This is a genomic window from Dyadobacter sp. CY323 (assembly GCF_021390245.1).
In the GTDB taxonomy this organism is placed as follows: domain Bacteria; phylum Bacteroidota; class Bacteroidia; order Cytophagales; family Spirosomataceae; genus Dyadobacter.
Genome location: NZ_JAJUXH010000004.1, coordinates 409,923 through 430,416, shown reverse-complemented (window position 1 = coordinate 430,416; position 20,494 = coordinate 409,923). Strand labels below are relative to the sequence as shown.

Genomic DNA, 20,494 nt, shown 5'->3' with positions numbered 1-20,494 from the left:
AAGGAGAAAGTGACCCTGAATTAATTCGCAGACATTAGACGGGTGGGGCATGCAAAAAGATAAAGTGCTGAACTACTGATCATACACAGAGAATTGTGAGATTGTTTCTCAAAACGTCCGAAATCTGACGTATTGCGAGTACCGACACGGCCAAAGTACTCTTAGTATCAAGCATAGAGGGTTTTGTGAGATTGACAGATTCTGAAACTTCTTGGTTTTGTGCAAGAAGACCGCACTTTTCCTATTGTGTTCCGAATCTGCGCTGTGCCGAGTAAATGGGACATTTTCTGTATTACACTTTGGCTTTAAATCCTTTTCGATAGCCGCATCAGTAATAGTATAATAAACTATACTTTAATACAACTAGTTGCATCGGTCCTCTGTCCTATTATAAAACTTGGTAAATTGAGGTGGCTCCAAAAAGCGGCACACATTCTTGCACAACATGAAGTGCAATGGAAAACCGAACTGCGGAAAGATCCCGAAGAAGTTATGATGCTGATTTTAAGCAAGAACTGATTACGATGCTGATGTCTGGCAGGAGTGCCAGAGAACTTTCCCAGAGTTTTGGAATTGCGGAAAATCTTCTCTATCGTTGGAAAAGCATGGCGACGATGAAGACAAAAACGAAAACGGACGATAGTGAAAGCAGTAAGTCGGGAAAGCTTGCGGCTGAGAACGCAAGATTAAGGGCTGAGAACGAACGCTTGAAAACCGACCGTGAGATCCTAAAAAAGGCGTTAGGTCTCTTCAGCAAGTCCGACTGAGAGACGTCTATGATTTGATTTCCAGCCTGTCAAAGACTAATAAAGTAAGCCACCTGTGTCTATTATTTGACGTCACGGGGCCGCCCGGCGGCAGAACTGCCTACTACCGATACAGGCGTGGAAAAAGTCATAACGCGGACAAGAAATACAACCGTCCAAAGCATGAAGTTCGGATCGAATTTATCCGGAACATGAAACGCTACGGAAGTCGACGAATCAAGGAATCTTTAAAGCAAAAGGGCATCAGAATCGGACGTCGAAAGGTGGTCGAGATCATGCGAAAAGAGGGTTTAAGAGCAATCCAGCCTCCCAGATTCATTCCAAGGACTACTGACAGTAGGCACGGCAAACGGATTTGCGATAATCTGTTGCTTGATCAGCCAAAGCCAGATCGCCCTAATGCAGTGTGGGTGTCGGATATTACTTACATGCCATTAAAGGGCGGAAAATGGGCGTATTTGTGTATCTGGATGGACCTTTTTTCCCGTCAGATCGTCGGTTGGAAGATTGATGAGAACATGCAGGAAAAGTTGGTGAGGGAGCCATTAGAAAAAGCGCTATTAAGGAGAGGAATTAAGCCAGGCCTAATAATTCATTCTGACCGCGGGGGTCAATATCTGTCACGCAGAATGAAGCTGCTCGTAAAAACTTTCAAGTTGAGACAAAGTATGTCCCGCGCTAACGACCCCTATGATAACGCATGGGCAGAGTCTCTATGGAGTCGATTGAAGGCCGAATTGGAAATCCCGAAAGGAGGCTACAGTAACCTTGTGGCTTTACGATCCGTACTGTTTGAATACATTGACGGTTATTACAATACTAGGCGGTTACATTCATCTTTGAACTACCATAATCCCGCAGCTTTTGAGGCTGATTACTATCGAAAAACTGGTTGAAAAGAAAACTAAAATCAATTACTAACCAGCAAGAAGTGTAAACCAAAACGGAACCACGTCAAATCTCTTATGATCAACTATCTATCTAAAATGAAAATATTGATTTTATTAATCAGCATCTTATTTGTTGCAACAAATTGCACTACCGAAGATCCAGTTGAAGGAGTAGAAAAGGACAGTGTATGTGGCGTGGCAGATCCTGTAAAAAACTTAAAATGGCTTAATGAAGAGTTTAAGCAGTTTTCAGGTGGCCCTGAGATCAATGGTATTGTTTTGTATAATTATAAAGACGAAAACATCATTGAGGTGCAAAATTCACTTTTTAATTCCACGAACATACATCAACATTACTGTAACGGAGCGAAGCTAAATCTTGAAGACCCGAAAGCGTTTGAAGATTATACAAAAAATCGCGTTGAATTAAAGATCTTGTATGGAACTAAGATGTGGCAATAGCCCAGAACCGTTTGTTTTCAAAATTGGTCTCACTAAACCTCCGTGGCTGTTGCACAACTCATTTTAATTTTTGCGTCCTAAGATTGGCGTTATCCAATCGGTTTCCAAGTAGGATCTTTCGATTCATCTTTTAATGGGGGTCTAACGTGAGCTTTCAGAAGTCGCTCGCAAGCGCCAAACCGGTCTTCGGAAAGTTCAGACCGAAGGTGGACGGCTTTGATTACAATAAGGAGACAGATTCCTACACTTGTCCTAATGGGAAAAGTTACCGTTCCGGTCCCTCGAGTACAGCACAGAAGGTAAGCCATTAAAGGCATATTGGACTACCAGGAGTGACTGCGCAACATGCCCATTAAAACAGAAATGTATTCCGAAGGCTGGCACGAAGAGAATTGTAAAGACGATCTATGAGGAAGAATACCAGCGTGCTTATCTCCGCCAACAAACGACAGCCGGGAAACGCATGAAAGGCCTTGCAACGGAGGCACATCACCCTTCCGGTTGTTGGAACTAATAAACACTGACATATCGCCATCCGTGGCAGTGCTCAACAATTTAAAGTCAACGGGTGTGGTGGCACAGACAATTCTCTCATTGTTACGCGAAGCCTTCAAGATGTCAATGGTTCCCAAATATGTAGTGATAATCCAGAAGAACATCTCTATTCACCTCTGACCCTGAATATCGCTGCGACTTTTGTAAAACAAATCCTTGATTGTCGTATATAAATTTGTTTGTTTGAACTGAAAGCACCGACTGCGTTTTTGAATCGCGAATGGTAATTTTGCCGGGGTTGTTTTTTGGATAACTGTTCCTTCCACAAAAGGGTAGAAGACAAATGCAGGGTCTGAATTAATTTTATCATCATAGTCGTCATACTGCACTTGCAGCGTACTAGTAAACGGCTTGTTCCGTCACGCCGGGTAAGTGTGGTTATCATCCTGACATTGCCATGCTGGTCATATTCATAAACGTGCTTGGTCAAACCAGCACCGTCGTGATTATTGCCATCCTGTACCATGTCCACTATTTGCGAAAGTCTTCTATCATTCGTGAAAAATATTGGTGGCCAACCACAAGGCGATTTTTATAATCGTATTCTTCTGTCTTATCCAAAGTATTGCCCCGGTAGGTAAATCTAACCTGCATTGTACCATTATTTAGATGTCTCGCCTCCTTACACAGCAGGTGCGTCGGCAGTCCGGTCCTTCTTGATATCGGCGGAGTACCGACTGATACAGATTTATATTTGTATTAGTTCAGGTGCATATATCCATCTATTTACTTATCAATAAGCGCATTTACTGTTTACCAAGAACTAGGGCTCACAGGTACGAGTAAGTTAGGAAAACGCCACCCGTGGTAAAGCACTGATAGAATTATGGTAAGTACCAGAGGCTTGCAACAGCCCTGCGTTCTGTTACAAGCACTAAAAAACCGTCGTGGTTCAGCTTTCCGCTAGCTCTGGTCCCACCATATCCAATACCTGGCTGACAAACCCTTCATACTCTGTAAACACATCAGGTTTAATAAGGAATTCACGTGCGCCCAAGCGCAGGCACCTTTCCCGTGTGGCAGAAATAGAGGATGTCGAAGTGGCAATGACCCTGATCTGCGGCCGCCTCTCATGCATTTCGGCGATGATGTCATACCCGTTTTTGCCTGGCATGTTCAGATCTGTCACAATCAATTGGGGTTGCTGCTGGGGCATGTTTTCCAGCCATTCCAGCAGATGGTCACCATTGCCAAACTCCCCAACGATTTGAAAACTGCTGCTAGCCCCGAATGCCTCTTTCATGAAGAAACGCTCGTCCTCATCATTTTCAACGATGGCCAGATGTATCATGTTCTCTTCTTTTATACTGTGTTAGGCTCGTTAAATGGTACCGTTATATGAAAGCTCGCTCCTTGCCCGGGCGGCGACTCGGCCCATATCCTTCCATTATGGCGCTCGACCACTTTTTTACAAATCGCCAGACCCATGCCCGTCCCTGGATACTGGCTGGCAAAATGCAACTTTTTGAAAACACCAAACACCTTTTCAAGATGCTGCTGGGCAATCCCGATCCCGTTATCACTCACCACAATACGGATCTCGCCGCTTTCTGTCCACGACCGGATCGACACCTCAGGCGCTTTTCCGTCTGTGAATTTAAGAGCATTTGCCAAAAGGTTTTGGAACAGCTGTGCAAGTTGCACCCTGTCACCAAACAAACCCCGAGTTGTTATATCTTTACTTATTTGGGCCCCGCTTTTTTTAATCGCATCGTCCAGGTTCTGTAGTGCTTCGGTCAAGACATCGTCCAGGTCAAGTTTCTCACGCCTTAAATCTGTCTTGCTAACCTGCGAATACCTTAAAAGGTTATCAATCAGTTCCTGCATCCGCTGGGTGCCCTTTATACTTTTAACAACGCTGTTACTGATCAGCTCATACTTTTGCTGAGCGATCTGCTGCTCGATCAGGTGCAAGTAACTTTTTACAGACCTGACAGGCTCTTTCAAGTCATGGGAAACAATGGCCGTGAACTCTTCGAGCTCCTGGTTGACAGCCGATAGAGCGTTGTTGGTGTTCATTAACTCCTGCACAAGCTGACGGTATTCATCCGAGCGCGCCTGCAAGCTTTGCTCCGCTAATTTGCGCTCCGTTAAATCCCTGGTTACTTTTGAAAAGCCTGTCAGCAGGTGTTCCGCGTCATAGACGGCAGTAATGACGATGTTGGCCCAAAAGCGGCTACCGTCCTTACGCAGACGCCAGCCTTCTTCCTCATATTTTCCCGTCGCCCGGGCGATTCGTAGTTCGCGGGCCGGTTTTCCGCTCAGGATGTCTTCTTCCGGGTAAAATATCGAGAAATACTTGCCGATCACCTCTTGGGCAGTATAACCCTTGATACGTTTGGCCCCTTCATTCCAACTACCGATCCGCCCCTTGGTATCCAGTATGAAAATCCCATAATCGCCAACCTGTTCGACCAGTGACCGGTAGCGGGCCTCACTTAGCCGAAGGCTCTCCTCATGTTGCAAGCGGCCAGTCAAATCCATTGTCACTTTCGAGTACCCAATCAGTTTATTCTGATCATTGAAAAGAGCGGTCAGTACCACGCTGGCCCAAAACAGCGAGCCGCCCTTTTTGACCCGCCAACCTTCCTCCCGGTATACGCCAGTATCCCTGGCTATGTCAAGCTCACGCTCCGGCTTTTTTTCAATCAGGTCGGTGGCAGTATAGAACATGGAAAAATGTTTCCCTATCACCTCGCTTTCTGAATACCCCTGGATCAGCCCTCCTCCGTCATTCCATGTGATTATATGTCCTTGTGGGTCCAACATAAAGATCGAGTAATCCTTGACCGCTTCTACCATCAGCCGGTACCGCTCTTCACTCGCCAACAGCTCGATTTGCATTTGCTTTCGTTCCGAAATATCACGGAGCACTACGCAAAAACCTCCATGCCTCCCCTCGTCAAAAATGGGAGCGTAGCAGGTTTCACACCAGAACTTATGGCCGTTCTGCTTGACCTTCCAGCCTTCAACCACGAGTTTTTGATGCTGTAAAGCCTGATCGCGCTCATATTGATATTGGAACAAGTCCCCATCCCCGCTGCCCAATGTGTGAAAAGGCTTCCCCTTGATGTCATCTTCGCTGTAACCAGTGATATCGCAAGCGGCAGGGTTTGAGGAGACGATTCTCCCGGACGTATCCAGTACGAGCACACCCTCACTTAGGTGTTTAAAAACAACTTCATTTGTAATCATTGTGAAACATACTGTATGTGAGCGCAAAAAAACTTTCCTATACCTTGGCTCCGAGCTATCACTTGGACCCAACCGCGCTGGTTTCAGGCCAACCAACTACACCCAGCCATCAAGGCCCCCGTCACAAAGGACTAATTAGAGTAAATTCTGTTCCAACTAGTTTGCCCCCCTCGTGGCCACGATCATATCTTAGCTTCAAACTGCTCTAAAATTTCCGCCGCGGTCGCACCTAATATGCGGCCCGGCCAATTAGGAAGAAAGGTGTTCCATATATAACAAACGTTGACTCAATAATCCTTGCCGTCTCCGGAATCGTGCCCTATGCCTGCTTTCCGGCACAAATTCATTCTTTTTTGCAACAAACCATTTAAGGTCTGGTCGCAAAAATAGAATCGGCACCAGTGCCTGCATATTAGAATATTATTAGAAGTTATAAATAACGCTACATCCATCACCATTTCATTTCGGATAACTTTAAATTAGGATTTTGGATCTACCCCTCTAACAACCGTTTTACAAAATGAACCGAATTGCTATAATCTTCTCCGAGCAGAAGGTTATCCTGGCATTTTATGTGGGTGTTAGTATACTCGCTAGTTTCTGGCAATACGCCTTTGGGCCTGTTAAGTACAATCATTTCCTGATACTCAGAGCTGGATTTGAACATTTGGCTGAACAACAAAACCTGTATCTGCATTATCCAGGCCAGTATGCGGGCACGTATGGCTACCACCCGATTGTCTCCATTTTATTTGCACCCTTCAGTTTTTTAAGCATAGCCACAGGTATGGTCTTGTGGTTATCAATCGTATCGTGCATCCTTTTCTATTCGATAAAGTATTTACCGATCAGTCCTGCGGATAAGATTTTGTTTTGGTGGCTGATTTTAGCAGAATTAGCCATCTCATTAAACTTTCAACTACATGACCCACTGCTTGGCGCGCTAGGCCTACTGACCCTGGCATCCTTCCAAAGGGGCCGGAGTAGGAGCGCAGCGTTGTATCCGGTCCTAGCCGGCTGCTTGCACCCATTTGGGATCCTGTTTGCAGCACTGTTTGTCTTCTATCCGAACAGGCGTAAATATTTGTTTCATTTAGTGATCTGGGCATTGATCATGTGTATCATTCCTTTGTATTTTACAGGCATCGATTATTTTATCCGAGTGTACAGTGATTGGGCCATTTCACTGCTGTCAGCCCTTGGGCCAGTCGCCGATGCGGCGACCCGCGTCAGACAATCATGGGTATCAAGCGTGAATTTGTGGGATTTATATGCTGTTGCGGCCTTTTTTTTCGGCTTGATTTGGGTTACCAACCTGGTCCGGATTGCGTTAATCGACAGAAAAAGAATGCTTCTTCTTCTTGCCTATTGTTGCATTTGGATCAGTATTCTTCAAAATGGACCGTGGACGGCCTCTAATTTCCTAACCTCGCTGGCACTGATCCTATCTTTCCTGGCCAGCAAGGAGCGGCCCCAACCGTACCTAACCGCATTTTCCATTACACTGCTACTCGTTACTTTTTCGATTAGCTTGGACGTGTATGTGACTGATTGGCTAACGGACTCCGAGCTGTTACAACTCTGGCCGGGCATCATGGTATTGTTTACTTTACAATTCCTGCTACTTTCCTCAAAAAGTGAGAATGGGTTTGCAAATCAAATGACCAGTAAAAAACAATGAAAGGTATAATTGAAATAGTCAGGCGTTGCTGTCGGGCCGAATATACTTTTAATCATCACGACCTGGAACAGAACTTCTTAACCTTCTGGCATGAATGTTATCCAGGCGCCACTCATCGAATTTCTATGTTATGGCAAGTCCCGATAAAGAGCTTAACTCAATGATCCGCGTTTTATTAGTAGACAGCGATCAGGAACAATCTTATATGACCGGTATGTTGCTGGTCGCCATGGGGTATCAGGTCCAGGTTTGTAACAGTGGAAGTGATTGTATCAAGCTGACGGAAACGTTCAGCCCTCATGTGATCTTGCTGGATATCGAAAAGCCAGTCCTGGATGGTTTTCAAGTATGCGGGCACATCCGCAAGCAGGTTTGGGGAAAGCAGGTGCGCATCATTGCGCTAACCGGGGGCACTAATAACCAAACCGGCAAATTTGACCCGGCGAATGGTTTCGACGGATTTCTTCATAAACCAGCTTGTTATCAGGAGCTTTCAGATACAATTGCGAATATTTATCAGACCTGACTGCTCAGCTGGCAAATTTGGGAAACAATACGTATAAGTAGTATAACCCGTTAACATCAATCCCGGGTGAGTGTAAGCACCGGCTTGAACAGGTCGGAGTGATTTATGGAGGGACCCGGGGTGAATTGCAACGCCCCTGAACCATACGGCTGGCTCACTGAGACAAACCGGGCCACGTCAACTGTCCGTTAACACCGTAAAACTCAGCAACTATGTGCCATTCCATTGCTCAGGCTGAAACTGGCACCGGCGGCTTGCGTTTTTGTGCTGCATATTTCATGACCACTAATTGATCTCCCCAATATCGGATATGCTATGCTTTTGGTATGAAAAATCCTTCGTGTCTTCTGACGTCATGACGCTTCAAATGGATAGTAATTTTAAGCAGCCTAAGGCCCTATGCCTAACTGAAAGTGCTTTTATTAAACCAAACTTAGTGACCGGGCTTAGGTATATATTCAATGCCTGCCCCACGGTTAATGCTATTGCTGAAATTCATGTTATGTAAGACCTTATCCATTCAAAACAAGTATGGCTTCCAGCAGCCACATTCTGTTGAAGCGTCAAAAATATATGCATTTTCGACGAAATTATTTCTACATTCCGGGGATAATGGGGTAATTTAAAATCTCTTAGAACAACAAAGATCCTGCTAAGTCATATATAAATACAACAAAAGTGAAGAGCAATCTGAAAATAGTGTACTTGGAAGATTCAGAGGCAGAGGTAATTGTAGCCAAACACGTCTTGAAAAAAGCGAATTTAAACGCCGAGATACGCGTTGCCTGCAACGGGGATCAATATGTAGCAGCGTTAACCGGTTTCCAGCCAGATGTTATCCTCGCTGAATATACGCTGGCCGATATACATTGCTCAGGGGCAGTCGAGAGTCTACGGGAGAGCGGGTTGAAAATCCCTTTCATTATCGTCTCCAATGCAGTGTCCGATGAAGTGGCGGAAGAGCTTCTGCTGCTGGGGGTGGATGATTACATTATAAAGGACCAGCCCGGCCGCTTGCCGTTCGCAATACAGCAGAGCCTGGAAAAATACAAGCTTAAAAAAGAGCAACAGGACATGCTCGAACAGTTGACCAACAGTGAAAAGCGTTTCCGAACGCTGGTGGAAAACAGCACGGACGCCGTTGTCTTGCTCAATGCGCAGGCCCAGCCAACCTACGTTTCGCCGGCCGTTAAAAATGTATTGGGATATACCCCTCAGGAGTTCCTTAACCTGGATCTTTTTACTTTGCCACATCCTGACGACGTGGAAGAACACGCTAAGGTCCTGATGAAAGTTCTTGCTAGTCCGGGCGTACCCATACAAGGGCATACCGGGCAGATGCTGCACAAAGATGGCACCTGGCGCTGGATTGAGGCTACGGTCACCAACCTGTTGCATGAACCCGCCATAAACGGGATTATCGACAATTTCCGGGACGTGACAGAATCGGTCCTGGCCGAACAGCAGCTCAAACACAAGGAAAAGCGTCTGAGCCAGGCCCAGGCCGTTGCCCATTTGGGCAGCTGGGAACTTGATTTAGCGACTCAGACCAGTGTATTCTCCGATGAAGCATGCCGGATTTGTGGTTTGTCGCCAACGGACAATATCCAAAGTGCGGCCTCATGGATATCCTTCATACATCCTGATGATGTTGAATACGTATTGAAACAGAACCAGGACGCACTTGATTCCCTGCATGCCGCTGATTACTACTACCGGATCGTCAGAAAGGATGGGCAAGTCAGGCACCTGCATGCGCAAACCCATATTGAGCTCAATAGCCAGCGGCAGCCCGTGAATTTATACGGCGTCTTGCACGATGTGACGGAAATTAAAAAAACTCAGCAAGCCCTGCGAAATTCGGAGTCCAACCTGCGGGCAATCTTTGAAAATTCCATGGAAGGTTTTATCCTGGCCGATACCCAGGCGGTAGTCAAGTACTTCAATAGCAGGGCCAGCAATTTCTATAAGATAAGCACAGGAGGGAAAATTGAAGTCGGCGGCAGCTTATTTGATGCCGTAAGCAAGGACAAAAGCGCTGATTACAAAAAGGTGATCACCAGTATACTATCCGGCAAGACGCGGCAGTATGATCATATATATGAGCTTATCGACGCGGAGAGGAAATGGCTAAGCGTTATGTTCGTCCCGGTGTATGAAAACGGGGAGATCACGGGGCTCAGCCTGACCATGAGGGATATTACCGATCGCAAGCTGGCACAAGAGCTACTCCAGCGCTCAGAATCGAACCTGAACGCGATCATCAACAATACGGATGCATTAATCTATTCACTCGACACAGACCTGAACTTCATTACCTATAACGATGCGCTTAAAAATATGATGAAAGAAAGGTTTGGCATAGACTTACGTCCCGGCTATAGCATCCTGGAATCTCTGGGCAAGTTTGATCCGGGCTCTGAGTCAGACTGGGAGCAAATCAATGCCAGGGCGTTAGGTGGGGAAATCTTGAAATTTGAAAAGGAAATTCATTTTAACGGCCCGTGCAATCATTTTAGATTTTCCATTCATCCGATAAGGGAAAACAATATGCTTGTCGGCCTGTCATGTTTTGCCAATGATATTACCAGGGAAAAACAGGCTGAAGAAGAAGTGCTTAAAGCGCTTGAGGAAAAGAATATCATCCTGGAAAGTATAGGGGACGGGTTTTATGCACTGGATAAGAACTGGATTGTAACCTACTGGAATAAGGAAGCAGAGACCATGCTAAACTGTCCCAAGGATACAATATTAGGCCGGGTTGTATGGGATGTATTTTCCGACATCGTGGACACCGAATTCCATCATAACTACCATAAAGCTGTCAAGCAAAATGCGATCCAGCATTTTGAATCCTTTTACGAAAGGGACCAGGCGTGGTTCGAAGTAACAGCATACCCATCCGCCAATGGGTTATCGGTGTATTTCCGGGATATTAGTGAACGCAAGCATTCGGAACTGGAACTTAAGGAACTTAACAAAAGCCTTCAGAAATATACGGATGAGCTCATCACATCCAACAAGGGCCTTGAACAGTTCTCTTACATTGTATCACACAACCTGCGAGCCCCGGTCGCAAATATCATCGGCTTAGCCGAGCTGGTAAACCAGGATACCTACCCTATGGAAGTAAAGCAGCAGTTTGTGAATGAGATATTGGTGAATGTCAAACGTCTCGACGATGTCGTTTCAGACCTTAACTCGATTTTACAAGTTAAACGGGGAGTAAGCGAAAAAAGGGAGCGGGTTTCTTTGCAGCAAGTGATAGATGAAATCAGCTCGAGTATTCAAAACATCATTGAAAAAGAAAATGTGCGGATAGAAACCGATTTTAGCACTGTAGGCGAATTGTTCACCCTGAAAAGTTATTTACACAGCATCCTTTCAAACCTGATCATGAACAGTATTAAATACCGCCGGAAGGACATTGACCCAGTGATCACGATAAAAAGCAGCCTGGACCAGGACCAGGTTGGCCTTTCCCTTCGGGACAATGGTATGGGAATTGACTTGGCTGGCAAAGGTGCGCAACTCTTTGGTCTCTACAAGCGCTTCCACTACCATGTGGAAGGAAAAGGGATGGGATTGTTTATGGTCAAGACCCAAGTAGAAATGCTCGGGGGGAAAATTGCCGTTAACAGTGCAGTTAATCAAGGCACCGAATTTAAGGTTGAATTTAGTTCGAACGCGTTCCGCACCCCTATCCCATGAAACTGCCCTCTCAATTCATTGTCGTCGATGACGATCGCGGTAATAACCTCATTTGCAAATATGCCATTGCTTCTATTGCACCCCACGCCCGCATTCAACTCTTTACTGAACCCGAAAAAGCACTGGAATGGATCAAGAAAGACTTTAGCAATAGAACAGAAGACCTGAGCACGGCCCTCTTTCTGGATATCAACATGCCGGTGATGAATGGCTGGGAATTTCTGGATAAATTCAGCTCGTTCCCTTCCGGGCTCCAAGCACAATACGACATATTTATCCTTTCTTCATCCATCGACCCAGAAGACAAAGAGAAGGCGGAAAAACACCCGCTTGTGCAGGGCTATTATTCAAAACCGTTAAGAAAGGAAACAATAAACCAAATATTTAGCACATGATTCATTTGAGTCAACCCAATATTTATCAAACATCCAAGCTTTTGTAAAATATTGCAAGTGTCAACGTCCGATAGCCGGAATACGTACAGTGGAGTGCATCTATATTTTGATGTAACGCTGTTAATGGAATCTAATCATTGCTCAGCGCAATCTGCAAACCTGCCAGCGGTCCTGAAATTTCATCATCACGATTTGAAAGGTATGCTGCCACAGATCCTCTACACAGAGTACGTACGGATTAGCTCATCTGGCCTTATAATCATGGGAAAAAAGAACGAATCTTGCCACACTTGCTCATTTCAGTGGCAATCCTGTAACCCCACCTGGATATGTCTTTATTGATATCAGCTTGCCGAGGATCAATGGAGATGAGTGTTTAGTGCAATTAAAAAAACTGCAAGAATTTGACCATCCCTACATTATTATTTACTCCACCTCAAAACCCGATCAATGGAAGCCAAGGCTTGAGCAGATCGGCGTTAAAAAATTCATCTCCCAGAAGAGTTCAATACCTGCACTGGCCAATGAGATCCAGCACCTGCTCCAAGCTTGATCGCTACTGGGCTTGTGTTAATTTGCATAGTTATTAAAAACGAAGGCCACTGCAACATTCCATTATAGAAAATGAGTGGTTATTTGACTTATCATTTCTATTAGACCATCAAAAGACTTTGGCTTGGTAACGAAAGTAGAAGTTCCGATTTCATAAGCTTGCTTGATGAGTACTAGGTCCTCAGAAGTAGAATACATAACAACAGGAACCATCGAAAGCAAAGCGGTGGACCTAATCTGCGTCAGGGTTTCTAATTCATTCATTCGCGGCATGTTAACATCCAGTATGATCAAGGAAGGAAGGGCTAATTAACCTTCTTCGAGTATCTCAAAGAAATGCTGCCCATCCATCGCTTCTACAACATTGACTTTGGGGACTACCTGCATCAGGGCCTGGTAAACCAGAAATCGATCGTCTAGGTCGTCATCGACTAAGTACACGTTCCTTGGCTTTTCCAGATGAGAGGGTAGATTACCCATAGCGCGCAAGTTACGTCATATTGACCAAAGATTTGCTGGCTAGTTGGGTAGGCGTCACGTAATTGGAAGCCAGCTATTATACTGGTCGAAAATGCTACTGGTAAGCAGTGCTTTCCCTATCCTTCCCTCCTTTGAGTATTAGCCTGGCTGTGGGAACACTTTCCGGGACGGGTCAATGTCAGCAATTACATTTAAAGGTGGCTGCCATTCGTAATTAATGTACCAAAAGGCCATGCATCAGCCTCTATTCCAAGCAAATTGCTGAAATCTGACATGCTGATAGAATTTCAGAAATACCACCGTGGCTGTTGCAGAACTCAATGAAAAACAGCCTAAATCCTTTCCATAACTGCCTTGATTTTTGTAACTTCAGGAACGCAAGGAAGAAAAAATTACTCCGAAAAGTTGTTTATGAGCTTCCAATTATCCGAGTGGATCTCGAAGGATAATTTTTATAGGAGCCTCAGAGAGACTTTGGATCTACAATCCATATACAGAGATACCCGAGACCTGTATGGTCGCAACGGAAACCCATCGATTGACCCAGTGGTATTTCACCCGGCGACCCGGTTTAAGCTTATGCTGGTCGGTTACCTGGAAAATATAACGTCTGACCGCAAATTGTTAGATCAATGCTTGATGCGCATGGACATTCTTTACTTTTTGGGCTATGATATTGACGAGCAATTACCCGGGCATTCGACCATCAGTCGGACCAGACAATTATATCCAGCTACCGTTTTTGAGTCTCTGTTCAATAAGATATTTTCTTTATGTGTTGATAAGGGTATGGTCAGTGGACATACCCAGGCCATGGGTTCGGCTCCCATTAAGGCGAATGCTTCAATGGAAAGCCTTGAACTGAAAAGACCTTTTCAGTCTATTGAAAGGCACTTTGACGCCGTAGACGCCGAAAACCAAAATCAAACAAGCACTGCTGTAACTTCCACGGTGGGGTTGATCACTGCTCCGCAGCATCATTTGAAGCGTGTTAAACATATTCATGATAAACTGCGTAAAAATCCGGTCGGAGCCAGCGGCGCTTCTCATGAAAAAGCACAGTTGTTCAGCAATAAAACGCATTATAATCGGCATGATCCGGATGCTCGTATTTCGGTAAAGCCTGGCAAGGCAAGAAAACTTAATTATCACTGCAGCATGGCAGTAGATACAGGTCAGGGCGTAATCAGCCATATACAAGCCGACTTTGCAGATGGAAGAGACAGTCAGTATCTGCCAGCAATGACTCTACAAGTTCAAAGCCGACTGAAAGCAAATGAGCTTTGCATGACAGAGCTCCTAGCAGATGCAGGATACTCGAATGGTTTCAATTACGAGTTCCTGGAACTGAGAAATGTCACACCCTGGATCCCTGTTTTTGGCAAGTATAAACCAGAAAGAGAATGGGTTACCTATAACAGGAAAGAAGATGTTTTTACGTGTACCATGGGGAAGACAATTCCTTTTAAAGGCTTCGATCTAACATCTGACGGGAAGCTGATCAAAAACTACCGGGCTTCAAAAAAGGATTGCATTCCCTGTGTTCTAAAAGAATCCTGCACACCTAAGTCTCTATTTAAAAGAATATTTACGACAGCTTACGAAGATTATTATCACCGAGCCTATGAAAGACAATTCAGCAGGCGAGGGAAACGGAAGAAACAAGTCCGGCAAAGTAGGTAGAACCGGTGTTTGGAAGCCTGATCCATCATTACGGATTAAGCAAAATCAATGTCTTAGGAAAAGCCGCAGCACATAAGGTGATGCTAATGGCAGTGACCTGCTTCAACCTCAAAAAGTACCTTAAAACATTCAAAAGGAAATTGACAAATGGAGCAGCAATGGAGACCATGGGTCACTAACCGGCGCATTTTTGAAGCCCTCGATTGCTTTTACCTTGAAATTTTGAGAATCTCACAAGTCAGATATTAAAATTCCTCAGATTCAATTTGTAGGATAGTTCTGCAACTGCCACCACCGTTTAAAATCTTCAATATATACAATAGATAAAATCTATATCTACCTTCGGCATCTAGAACAAAAATGCACTATATTTTGATGTCTTATAATATCTGTACAAGTGAATCTTGAAAGCTACCCTCCGTCTGCCGGCCTTGCCTCGTTCGTCAAATGCTATTGGATATTAAAGGGGCAGGCGAATAACCCCAAGGACGAAAAAACTTGAAGTGAGACGCGATGCTGTGCTGCGAAGATTGATAGGAGTAAGGTACACTCGTGCTATTGAGCGAACTGGACCCAGAGGTAATCCAAACCGTTTTTCTTCGCATCAAGAGAACATATCTAGGATAATTTTAATTAATAAAGTCGAGCTCCTCATGAAATTGCATAGACTGCTGCTACTAATTATTCTTCAATCTTTGGCAAAACAAGTCTTCGCTCAAAAACAAATTGCCATCACCATTGACGACTTGCCAACGGTTAGCAGTACCATGAATACCGACGCGTTGAGATCGGAACTGACAGATCAGTTGTTAGGTCATTTGAAACAATATAAAGTCCAGGCGACGGGTTATGTCATCGGAGAGAAACTTGTCAAAGACGGAAAAATTATTCCCGCCCAATACGGTTTGCTAAGGAAATGGCTGAAAGCCGGCCATTCACTCGGTAACCACACTTTTGGACACTTAGGCATCAACGATATTTCGGCAGCCGCCTATGAAGCGGATGTGCTCGGTGCCGATACACTGCTTCGAGGTTTTCTCGACAGAGAAGGTGCCGAACTCAAATATTTCCGGCACCCCTATCTACACAGAGGAAATACAGCTGGGAAACGGGATTCGCTAGAAATAATACTGGCCAAACACAAATACATCCAGGCACCCGTAACGGTCGATAACGACGAATACCTTTTTGCTGCTGCCTTTGACAAGGCGATGGGCAGCAAAAACCAGCCCCTGGCCGATTCGATATCGAAGACATATGTCAACTATATGATGGATTATGTCCATTACTATGAATCCCAGGCCGACTCGCTGTTCCATCGACCCATTCCACACATTCTGCTCATGCATGCCAACTTGCTCAATAGCAAAGCACTTAGCCTGTTTCTTTCCAGACTAAAAGAGGATGGCTATCAGTTTGTCACACTTCAAAAAGCGCTGGAAGATCCTTGTTACCTCACGGAGGATCAATATATCGGAAAGAGAGGTATCTCCTGGATCCACCGCTGGGCAATTACCAAAGGTAAGAAAGTGGCATTCTTCAAAGGCGAGCCGGCAGTTCCAAAATTCATCTCTGATCTGACGCAATAGCAATTTGAACTTCCACAAAAGTTGGTCGTAATCGCCCAGGCGGATACAAACTTTACTGAGGTTGCCTCGCTGGTGCTCGCAGCAGACCCAGCCGTTGCCACAGCACTTTCTTCGGCTACCAGTGGGTTAACCGTATTTGCACCGACCAAGGCGGCTTTTCGCGAGCTATACAAAACAACCCCCAAGGCAACACTCCTGGCGCCAGCCAACAGGGCATTGCTTTACCGTATCGCTTAAAATTCCGGATAAACTCAATCCGGATCTCATGCTTTGGACGGTTATATTTTTTGTCCGCATTATGGCTTTTCCCCCGCTGATAACGATAATAAGCCGTCCGGCCGCCGGGCGGCCCCGTGACTTCAAAAAGTGAGCACCGATAATTGATCTTTTGCGTCCGAGAAAACGAGTATATTAACTCATAGACGTCCCTGAGTCGGACTGGCTCAAAAGACCTAACGGGGCCGCCCGGCGGGCTTTTTTTAAGATTTCGCGGTCGGTTTTAAGCCGTTCATTTTCCGCTCGTAGTTTAGCAACTTCCGCAGCTAGTTTCGCTGCTTTATCGTTGCTATTCACTCCGCTATTCGATTTCGTCTTTTTTGTTGCCATCCTTCTCCAACGATAGAGAACATTCTCGGCAATTCCAAATGCCTCCGAGATTTCCTTAGCGCTTCTGCCGGATGCCAGCATTCTCGTCACTTCCTGCTTGAAATCAGCATCGTAGCTCCTACGAGTTTTTACCGATTTTGGGTCTTTCATTTTGCATCATGTTATGCAGAAATGTGTGCCGCTTTTCGGAGCCACCTAAGTCATCCCTGATCAAGTACGATTTAACGTGTTGCTTAGTGCTGAAACTGTCCTAAAATACGCTTTGTAATCGCTTAAATTAACAAAATTAGCCATCACTCATATTTTGTTTAAACCACGGGATAAATTAACGGCTTGCATTGATAGATAGAATCTATCACTCGTTGATCTAAGTAATTGGCAAGGAAGAATAAATCTCAAAGTCAACTGATAATACGCTCGGCCCGCACAGTTAAATCACTGTTTTCTTCCGTATGTGCTTACGCGAACAGTAGTTTAAAATTATTGAGAGTTGCGCACTTTATCCAGTACTCAGTCATTGCATCCAATAACTTTGTTTCCATCAAATGCATCATCAATAAAATAATATTCTAACTTTCTGCCATAAAATGGCATTTTTCGAATTTATTCTATACTTGTAGATTATTTTAAGAAAAAGTTATGAACAAAGGAACAGTTAAGTTTTTTAATGGCACCAAAGGTTTTGGTTTCATTGCTCCCGAACATGGTGGCGATGATATTTTTGTACACACATCCGGCTCAATGATGATATCCGTGAAAATGACAGTGGGTCCTACAAAGTTGAAAACGGTAGAAAAGGACTGAACGCAGTTAATGTAAGCATTATCTGATCGACCATATCAAGCAAATGCTCAATCCTCCCAATGGGAGGATTTTTTTGCCTGAATTGTCAGGTCATTACACCTTCCTTGCCTCTCACCATCCCGGGCACCTGCACAGCCGCACTCCCATCCGCTCTCATTCCCTGGTATTGTTTTTTTTCCAGCGTGCCGACCGTTCTACTTCCGGCAAATTCAGCATCGATCGTTGCTATTATGTGAGAACATTGTTTCCCGAACTGGTTTTATGGAAGCAACTGGAATGAAGGTTGGTATATAAAAAGTCGTGGTACTTCGGTATGATGCCGCAAAAATCACGGTAAACAATTGCCAAACACTTGAGTGGAAAAGGAACACAGATTATTTTCGCACTTTTTTAAGTAAAAACCTAGAAACGACTATCTAACACAGCTGATGGCATTCATTGATTACGTACTGCAAGCCCCTTCCTATGGATGGAAGAAAAATAACGGTGAGCTGGTCGTCCCAACTCACAGCCAGATCCTTCGAGAGTTTTTCAGTAGGCTTAATGTATTCAGAGACATCAGAAACTGGCTGCCGCTGATGAGCTGGGCGAAAGTTTTGGCTATGGTACCGTTCTTAGGCTTGTTCATTTTCAAATTCTTTACCTGGCCTTTGCTCGCAGCAGCATTTGTATATAGCATGATCGTCATGGGAACCCACGGGACGATCTGGCATCACAGGTATTGTACGCACCGGGCATATAAGTTCAAAAATAGCTTTTGGCGGTTAATCACCCAGAACCTGACCATCAGCATGATACCTGAGGAAATATATGTCATCTCCCACCATGTACATCATGCAAAGTCCGACCAGCCTGGTGACCCTTACAATGCCAAGGCGGGTTTCCTGTACTGCTTCCTTGCCGATGTCAACCATCAGCCGATCGCAAAGGATCTTAGTGAGAGCGACTACAACCGGGTAGTTTTGCTGATGAAACATACTGGCGTGAAAGCAAATACATACAAACAGTACCTCAAATGGGGATCGTATGTAAATCCTGCCGCCGCGCTGCAAGCCTGGGTGCTCAACTGGTCTTTCTGGTATCTGGCGTTTTACCTGATCGGCGGCTATGCACTGGCCTGTTGTATGTTCGGCGCCGCCGGCTTCTGGGCTGTGGGTGTGCGTACATTCAATTATGAAGGTCACGGCAAGGGCAAAAATGTGCAGGTGGCGGGCGTTGATTTCAACACCAATGACAATTCTATCAACCAGGTATGGCCCGGGATTGTCGCCGGTGAATGGCACAATAACCATCATTTATATCCCAAAAGTGCCCGTAGCGGATTTAAACCCTATCAGGTCGACCTTGCATGGTACTACATTAAACTCCTTCACCTGATAGGTGCGGTGACTACCTACAAAGATTCAAAAAACGATTTCCTAAAACGTTATCATTTGCCCCATCTACAAAAATCCGAGTAGCAGCGAATGGTCTGCCGTTGCCTAAACATTGCCTAGTGCACTCACAGCTAAGGCCTGGTGAGCTCAAGGATACATTTGACATGGCAAAGCTAGTATCCAGACGCAACCTAGTACTGTTTTTGCACAAACATTACAAAACGTTGATATCATGAACAAGGCAGTTAGAATGGACCTGCCTGCGCAAAGATCTTTGTTAAAATTGTATAAACCAATTCTGAGGTTTATATATAAACACAAGGGAATAATGATTGACGGTTTAAAAAGCTCACAGGATAAATACAACAAAATAATACTGATACCTGTCTTACTTCAATCACTACAAAATCTCCTATCCAAATATTACCAGTGCATGCGGTGGTATCGATAACCGGATCGACTTTCCATTTCGTACTTCAACATTTAATTCGGCCGGGCTCAAATCCGAGGCATACAGGCACCTCATGGTCGAATTCACCACATGCAAAGCATTGTCAACGGTTACATAAAGTACGGAAGGATTTTTCTGATTTGTATTTACCGCACAGAGGACTTCCTGCCCATCGGAGATCCGTGACCAAGCTACAACGTTATGGGCCATTTCCCCACTGGGCACCGGCAAAGCGAAGTCCAGTCCATTTTGAGAAGTTGGCCGTAGATAAAAGTCGCCCTCAGTCAAGATCGGGTGGGTTTGTACGAGTGTATTTAAACGCCCTAGTTGCGCGGGGCTGAGCTTTTGTAGGCATTGCTCAACGCCAAACAAGTCATGCACTGAGAGATTACCTAATAAATTATCCATTATAAGGAAATATCTGCTATAAAATATTATTTTAAATTGACCAGTTTTTGTATAGAAATCCCAAATTTTGTATTACATATTGTGTAATATTTTAAAATAGTTATGAATAAGGGAACAGTTAAGTTTTTTAATGATGCCAAAGGTTTTGGTTTCATCGCTCCGGAACATGATGGTGCAGATCTTTTTGTACATGTATCTGGCCTGGTTGATGATATCCAACAAAATGACAGTGTATCTTACGAAGTTGAAGATGGCAGAAAAGGGCTGAATGCAGTCAATGTATCAGTAATCTGACCATTTATATTTGCTAGCATTGGAAAATCCTCCTATTTCGGGAGGATTTTTTTGTTTGTTACTAGTTTC

At 44.7% G+C, this 20,494-nt stretch carries 20 protein-coding genes and 1 pseudogene; 15 read left to right on the top strand and 6 right to left on the bottom strand.

The window, feature by feature from the left end; genetic code table 11:
* The first annotated feature begins 455 nt into the window (after positions 1 to 455).
* The 3 genes from LZG72_RS10915 (at position 456) to LZG72_RS10905 (ending at position 2,119) form a co-directional block, all read left to right on the top strand.
* Positions 456 to 767: a transposase gene (locus LZG72_RS10915; protein WP_233871479.1), complete on the top strand. Its 312-nt coding sequence runs from the start codon at positions 456 to 458 to the stop codon at positions 765 to 767.
* Positions 768 to 781: 14 nt separating this feature from the next.
* A complete protein-coding gene (locus LZG72_RS10910; RefSeq protein WP_233871477.1) occupies positions 782 to 1,663 on the top strand; it encodes an IS3 family transposase in 882 nt (293 codons plus the stop codon).
* A gap of 90 nt (positions 1,664 to 1,753) precedes the next feature.
* On the top strand, positions 1,754 to 2,119 hold the full coding sequence (locus LZG72_RS10905; protein WP_233871475.1) for a hypothetical protein: 366 nt from the start codon (positions 1,754 to 1,756) through the stop codon (positions 2,117 to 2,119).
* A gap of 1,447 nt (positions 2,120 to 3,566) precedes the next feature.
* Here the strand turns inward: LZG72_RS10905 and LZG72_RS10900 are convergent.
* Entirely contained in the window at positions 3,567 to 3,965 is a 399-nt protein-coding gene (locus LZG72_RS10900) for a response regulator (RefSeq protein ID WP_233871472.1), read from the bottom strand.
* A gap of 11 nt (positions 3,966 to 3,976) precedes the next feature.
* On the bottom strand, positions 3,977 to 5,869 hold the full coding sequence (locus LZG72_RS10895) for a PAS domain-containing sensor histidine kinase (protein ID WP_233871469.1): 1,893 nt from the start codon (positions 5,867 to 5,869) through the stop codon (positions 3,977 to 3,979).
* 520 nt (positions 5,870 to 6,389) lie between these two features.
* On the opposite strand from LZG72_RS10895, the gene LZG72_RS10890 reads away from it, so the two are divergent.
* The 4 genes from LZG72_RS10890 (at position 6,390) to LZG72_RS10875 (ending at position 12,182) form a co-directional block, all read left to right on the top strand.
* The gene (locus LZG72_RS10890; protein WP_233871461.1) at positions 6,390 to 7,550 is read left to right on the top strand and encodes a hypothetical protein; all 1,161 of its coding nucleotides are present in this window, start codon (positions 6,390 to 6,392) and stop codon (positions 7,548 to 7,550) included.
* 130 nt (positions 7,551 to 7,680) lie between these two features.
* Positions 7,681 to 8,076: a response regulator gene (locus tag LZG72_RS10885; protein WP_233871458.1), complete on the top strand. Its 396-nt coding sequence runs from the start codon at positions 7,681 to 7,683 to the stop codon at positions 8,074 to 8,076.
* 705 nt (positions 8,077 to 8,781) lie between these two features.
* The gene (locus LZG72_RS10880; protein WP_233871454.1) at positions 8,782 to 11,787 is read left to right on the top strand and encodes a PAS domain S-box protein; all 3,006 of its coding nucleotides are present in this window, start codon (positions 8,782 to 8,784) and stop codon (positions 11,785 to 11,787) included.
* The gene (locus LZG72_RS10875) at positions 11,784 to 12,182 is read left to right on the top strand and encodes a response regulator (RefSeq protein ID WP_233871450.1); all 399 of its coding nucleotides are present in this window, start codon (positions 11,784 to 11,786) and stop codon (positions 12,180 to 12,182) included. Before LZG72_RS10880 ends, LZG72_RS10875 begins: the two co-directional genes overlap by 4 nt.
* Positions 12,183 to 12,797: 615 nt before the next feature.
* Here the strand turns inward: LZG72_RS10875 and LZG72_RS29440 are convergent.
* Positions 12,798 to 13,028 (bottom strand): response regulator, encoded by a 231-nt coding sequence (locus tag LZG72_RS29440; RefSeq protein WP_409017686.1) that lies wholly within the window; start codon positions 13,026 to 13,028, stop codon positions 12,798 to 12,800.
* 15 nt (positions 13,029 to 13,043) lie between these two features.
* Positions 13,044 to 13,214 carry a hypothetical protein gene (locus LZG72_RS10870; protein ID WP_233871448.1) on the bottom strand — a complete coding sequence of 57 codons (171 nt, stop codon included), beginning with the start codon at positions 13,212 to 13,214 and terminating at the stop codon, positions 13,044 to 13,046.
* Between the two features lie 411 nt (positions 13,215 to 13,625).
* Here LZG72_RS10870 and LZG72_RS10865 point away from each other — a divergent pair, with 411 nt between their 5' ends.
* The 4 genes from LZG72_RS10865 to LZG72_RS10855 all read left to right on the top strand — a co-directional run bounded on the left by LZG72_RS10865 (position 13,626) and on the right by LZG72_RS10855 (position 16,723).
* Positions 13,626 to 14,897, top strand: coding sequence for a transposase (locus LZG72_RS10865; protein ID WP_233871445.1), 1,272 nt, complete (start codon positions 13,626 to 13,628; stop codon positions 14,895 to 14,897).
* 5 nt (positions 14,898 to 14,902) lie between these two features.
* Complete coding sequence (locus LZG72_RS29435; RefSeq protein WP_409017685.1) at positions 14,903 to 15,076, top strand: hypothetical protein; 174 nt, start codon at positions 14,903 to 14,905, stop codon at positions 15,074 to 15,076.
* A gap of 474 nt (positions 15,077 to 15,550) precedes the next feature.
* Positions 15,551 to 16,486: a polysaccharide deacetylase family protein gene (locus tag LZG72_RS10860; protein WP_233871442.1), complete on the top strand. Its 936-nt coding sequence runs from the start codon at positions 15,551 to 15,553 to the stop codon at positions 16,484 to 16,486.
* A gap of 21 nt (positions 16,487 to 16,507) precedes the next feature.
* On the top strand, positions 16,508 to 16,723 hold the full coding sequence (locus LZG72_RS10855; protein WP_233871439.1) for a fasciclin domain-containing protein: 216 nt from the start codon (positions 16,508 to 16,510) through the stop codon (positions 16,721 to 16,723).
* Between the two features lie 174 nt (positions 16,724 to 16,897).
* Here the strand turns inward: LZG72_RS10855 and LZG72_RS10850 are convergent, their stop codons facing one another.
* Entirely contained in the window at positions 16,898 to 17,242 is a 345-nt protein-coding gene (locus LZG72_RS10850; protein ID WP_233871436.1) for a transposase, read from the bottom strand.
* Between the two features lie 489 nt (positions 17,243 to 17,731).
* On the opposite strand from LZG72_RS10850, the pseudogene LZG72_RS10845 reads away from it, so the two are divergent.
* From LZG72_RS10845 to LZG72_RS10835, 3 genes and pseudogenes are all read left to right on the top strand, one after another.
* Positions 17,732 to 17,922: pseudogene (locus LZG72_RS10845) on the top strand (cold-shock protein).
* Positions 17,923 to 17,939: 17 nt separating this feature from the next.
* The gene (locus tag LZG72_RS10840) at positions 17,940 to 18,176 is read left to right on the top strand and encodes a hypothetical protein (RefSeq protein ID WP_233871433.1); all 237 of its coding nucleotides are present in this window, start codon (positions 17,940 to 17,942) and stop codon (positions 18,174 to 18,176) included.
* Positions 18,177 to 18,324: 148 nt separating this feature from the next.
* A complete protein-coding gene (locus tag LZG72_RS10835) occupies positions 18,325 to 19,356 on the top strand; it encodes a fatty acid desaturase (protein ID WP_233871430.1) in 1,032 nt (343 codons plus the stop codon).
* Between the two features lie 328 nt (positions 19,357 to 19,684).
* Here LZG72_RS10835 and LZG72_RS10830 read toward each other — a convergent pair whose 3' ends face one another.
* Entirely contained in the window at positions 19,685 to 20,131 is a 447-nt protein-coding gene (locus tag LZG72_RS10830; protein ID WP_233871427.1) for a hypothetical protein, read from the bottom strand.
* A gap of 102 nt (positions 20,132 to 20,233) precedes the next feature.
* On the opposite strand from LZG72_RS10830, the gene LZG72_RS10825 reads away from it, so the two are divergent.
* A complete protein-coding gene (locus tag LZG72_RS10825; protein ID WP_233871424.1) occupies positions 20,234 to 20,425 on the top strand; it encodes a cold-shock protein in 192 nt (63 codons plus the stop codon).
* The last annotated feature ends 69 nt before the right edge of the window (positions 20,426 to 20,494 follow it).

What these genes read in the sequence shown, in the direction of transcription:
- LZG72_RS10900 (WP_233871472.1), bottom strand. Translation starts at nt 3,965, where the DNA reads ATGATACATCTGGCCATCGTTGAAAATGATGAGGACGAGCGTTTCTTC.
- LZG72_RS10905 (WP_233871475.1), top strand. Translation starts at nt 1,754, where the DNA reads ATGAAAATATTGATTTTATTAATCAGCATCTTATTTGTTGCAACAAAT.
- LZG72_RS10840 (WP_233871433.1), top strand. Translation starts at nt 17,940, where the DNA reads ATGCTCAATCCTCCCAATGGGAGGATTTTTTTGCCTGAATTGTCAGGT.
- LZG72_RS10825 (WP_233871424.1), top strand. Translation starts at nt 20,234, where the DNA reads ATGAATAAGGGAACAGTTAAGTTTTTTAATGATGCCAAAGGTTTTGGT.
- LZG72_RS10865 (WP_233871445.1), top strand. Translation starts at nt 13,626, where the DNA reads ATGAGCTTCCAATTATCCGAGTGGATCTCGAAGGATAATTTTTATAGG.
- LZG72_RS10895 (WP_233871469.1), bottom strand. Translation starts at nt 5,869, where the DNA reads ATGATTACAAATGAAGTTGTTTTTAAACACCTAAGTGAGGGTGTGCTC.
- LZG72_RS10850 (WP_233871436.1), bottom strand. Translation starts at nt 17,242, where the DNA reads ATGAAAGACCCAAAATCGGTAAAAACTCGTAGGAGCTACGATGCTGAT.
- LZG72_RS10870 (WP_233871448.1), bottom strand. Translation starts at nt 13,214, where the DNA reads ATGGGTAATCTACCCTCTCATCTGGAAAAGCCAAGGAACGTGTACTTA.
- LZG72_RS10890 (WP_233871461.1), top strand. Translation starts at nt 6,390, where the DNA reads ATGAACCGAATTGCTATAATCTTCTCCGAGCAGAAGGTTATCCTGGCA.
- LZG72_RS10875 (WP_233871450.1), top strand. Translation starts at nt 11,784, where the DNA reads ATGAAACTGCCCTCTCAATTCATTGTCGTCGATGACGATCGCGGTAAT.
- LZG72_RS10830 (WP_233871427.1), bottom strand. Translation starts at nt 20,131, where the DNA reads ATGGATAATTTATTAGGTAATCTCTCAGTGCATGACTTGTTTGGCGTT.
- LZG72_RS10885 (WP_233871458.1), top strand. Translation starts at nt 7,681, where the DNA reads ATGGCAAGTCCCGATAAAGAGCTTAACTCAATGATCCGCGTTTTATTA.
- LZG72_RS10915 (WP_233871479.1), top strand. Translation starts at nt 456, where the DNA reads ATGGAAAACCGAACTGCGGAAAGATCCCGAAGAAGTTATGATGCTGAT.
- LZG72_RS10835 (WP_233871430.1), top strand. Translation starts at nt 18,325, where the DNA reads ATGGCATTCATTGATTACGTACTGCAAGCCCCTTCCTATGGATGGAAG.
- LZG72_RS10860 (WP_233871442.1), top strand. Translation starts at nt 15,551, where the DNA reads ATGAAATTGCATAGACTGCTGCTACTAATTATTCTTCAATCTTTGGCA.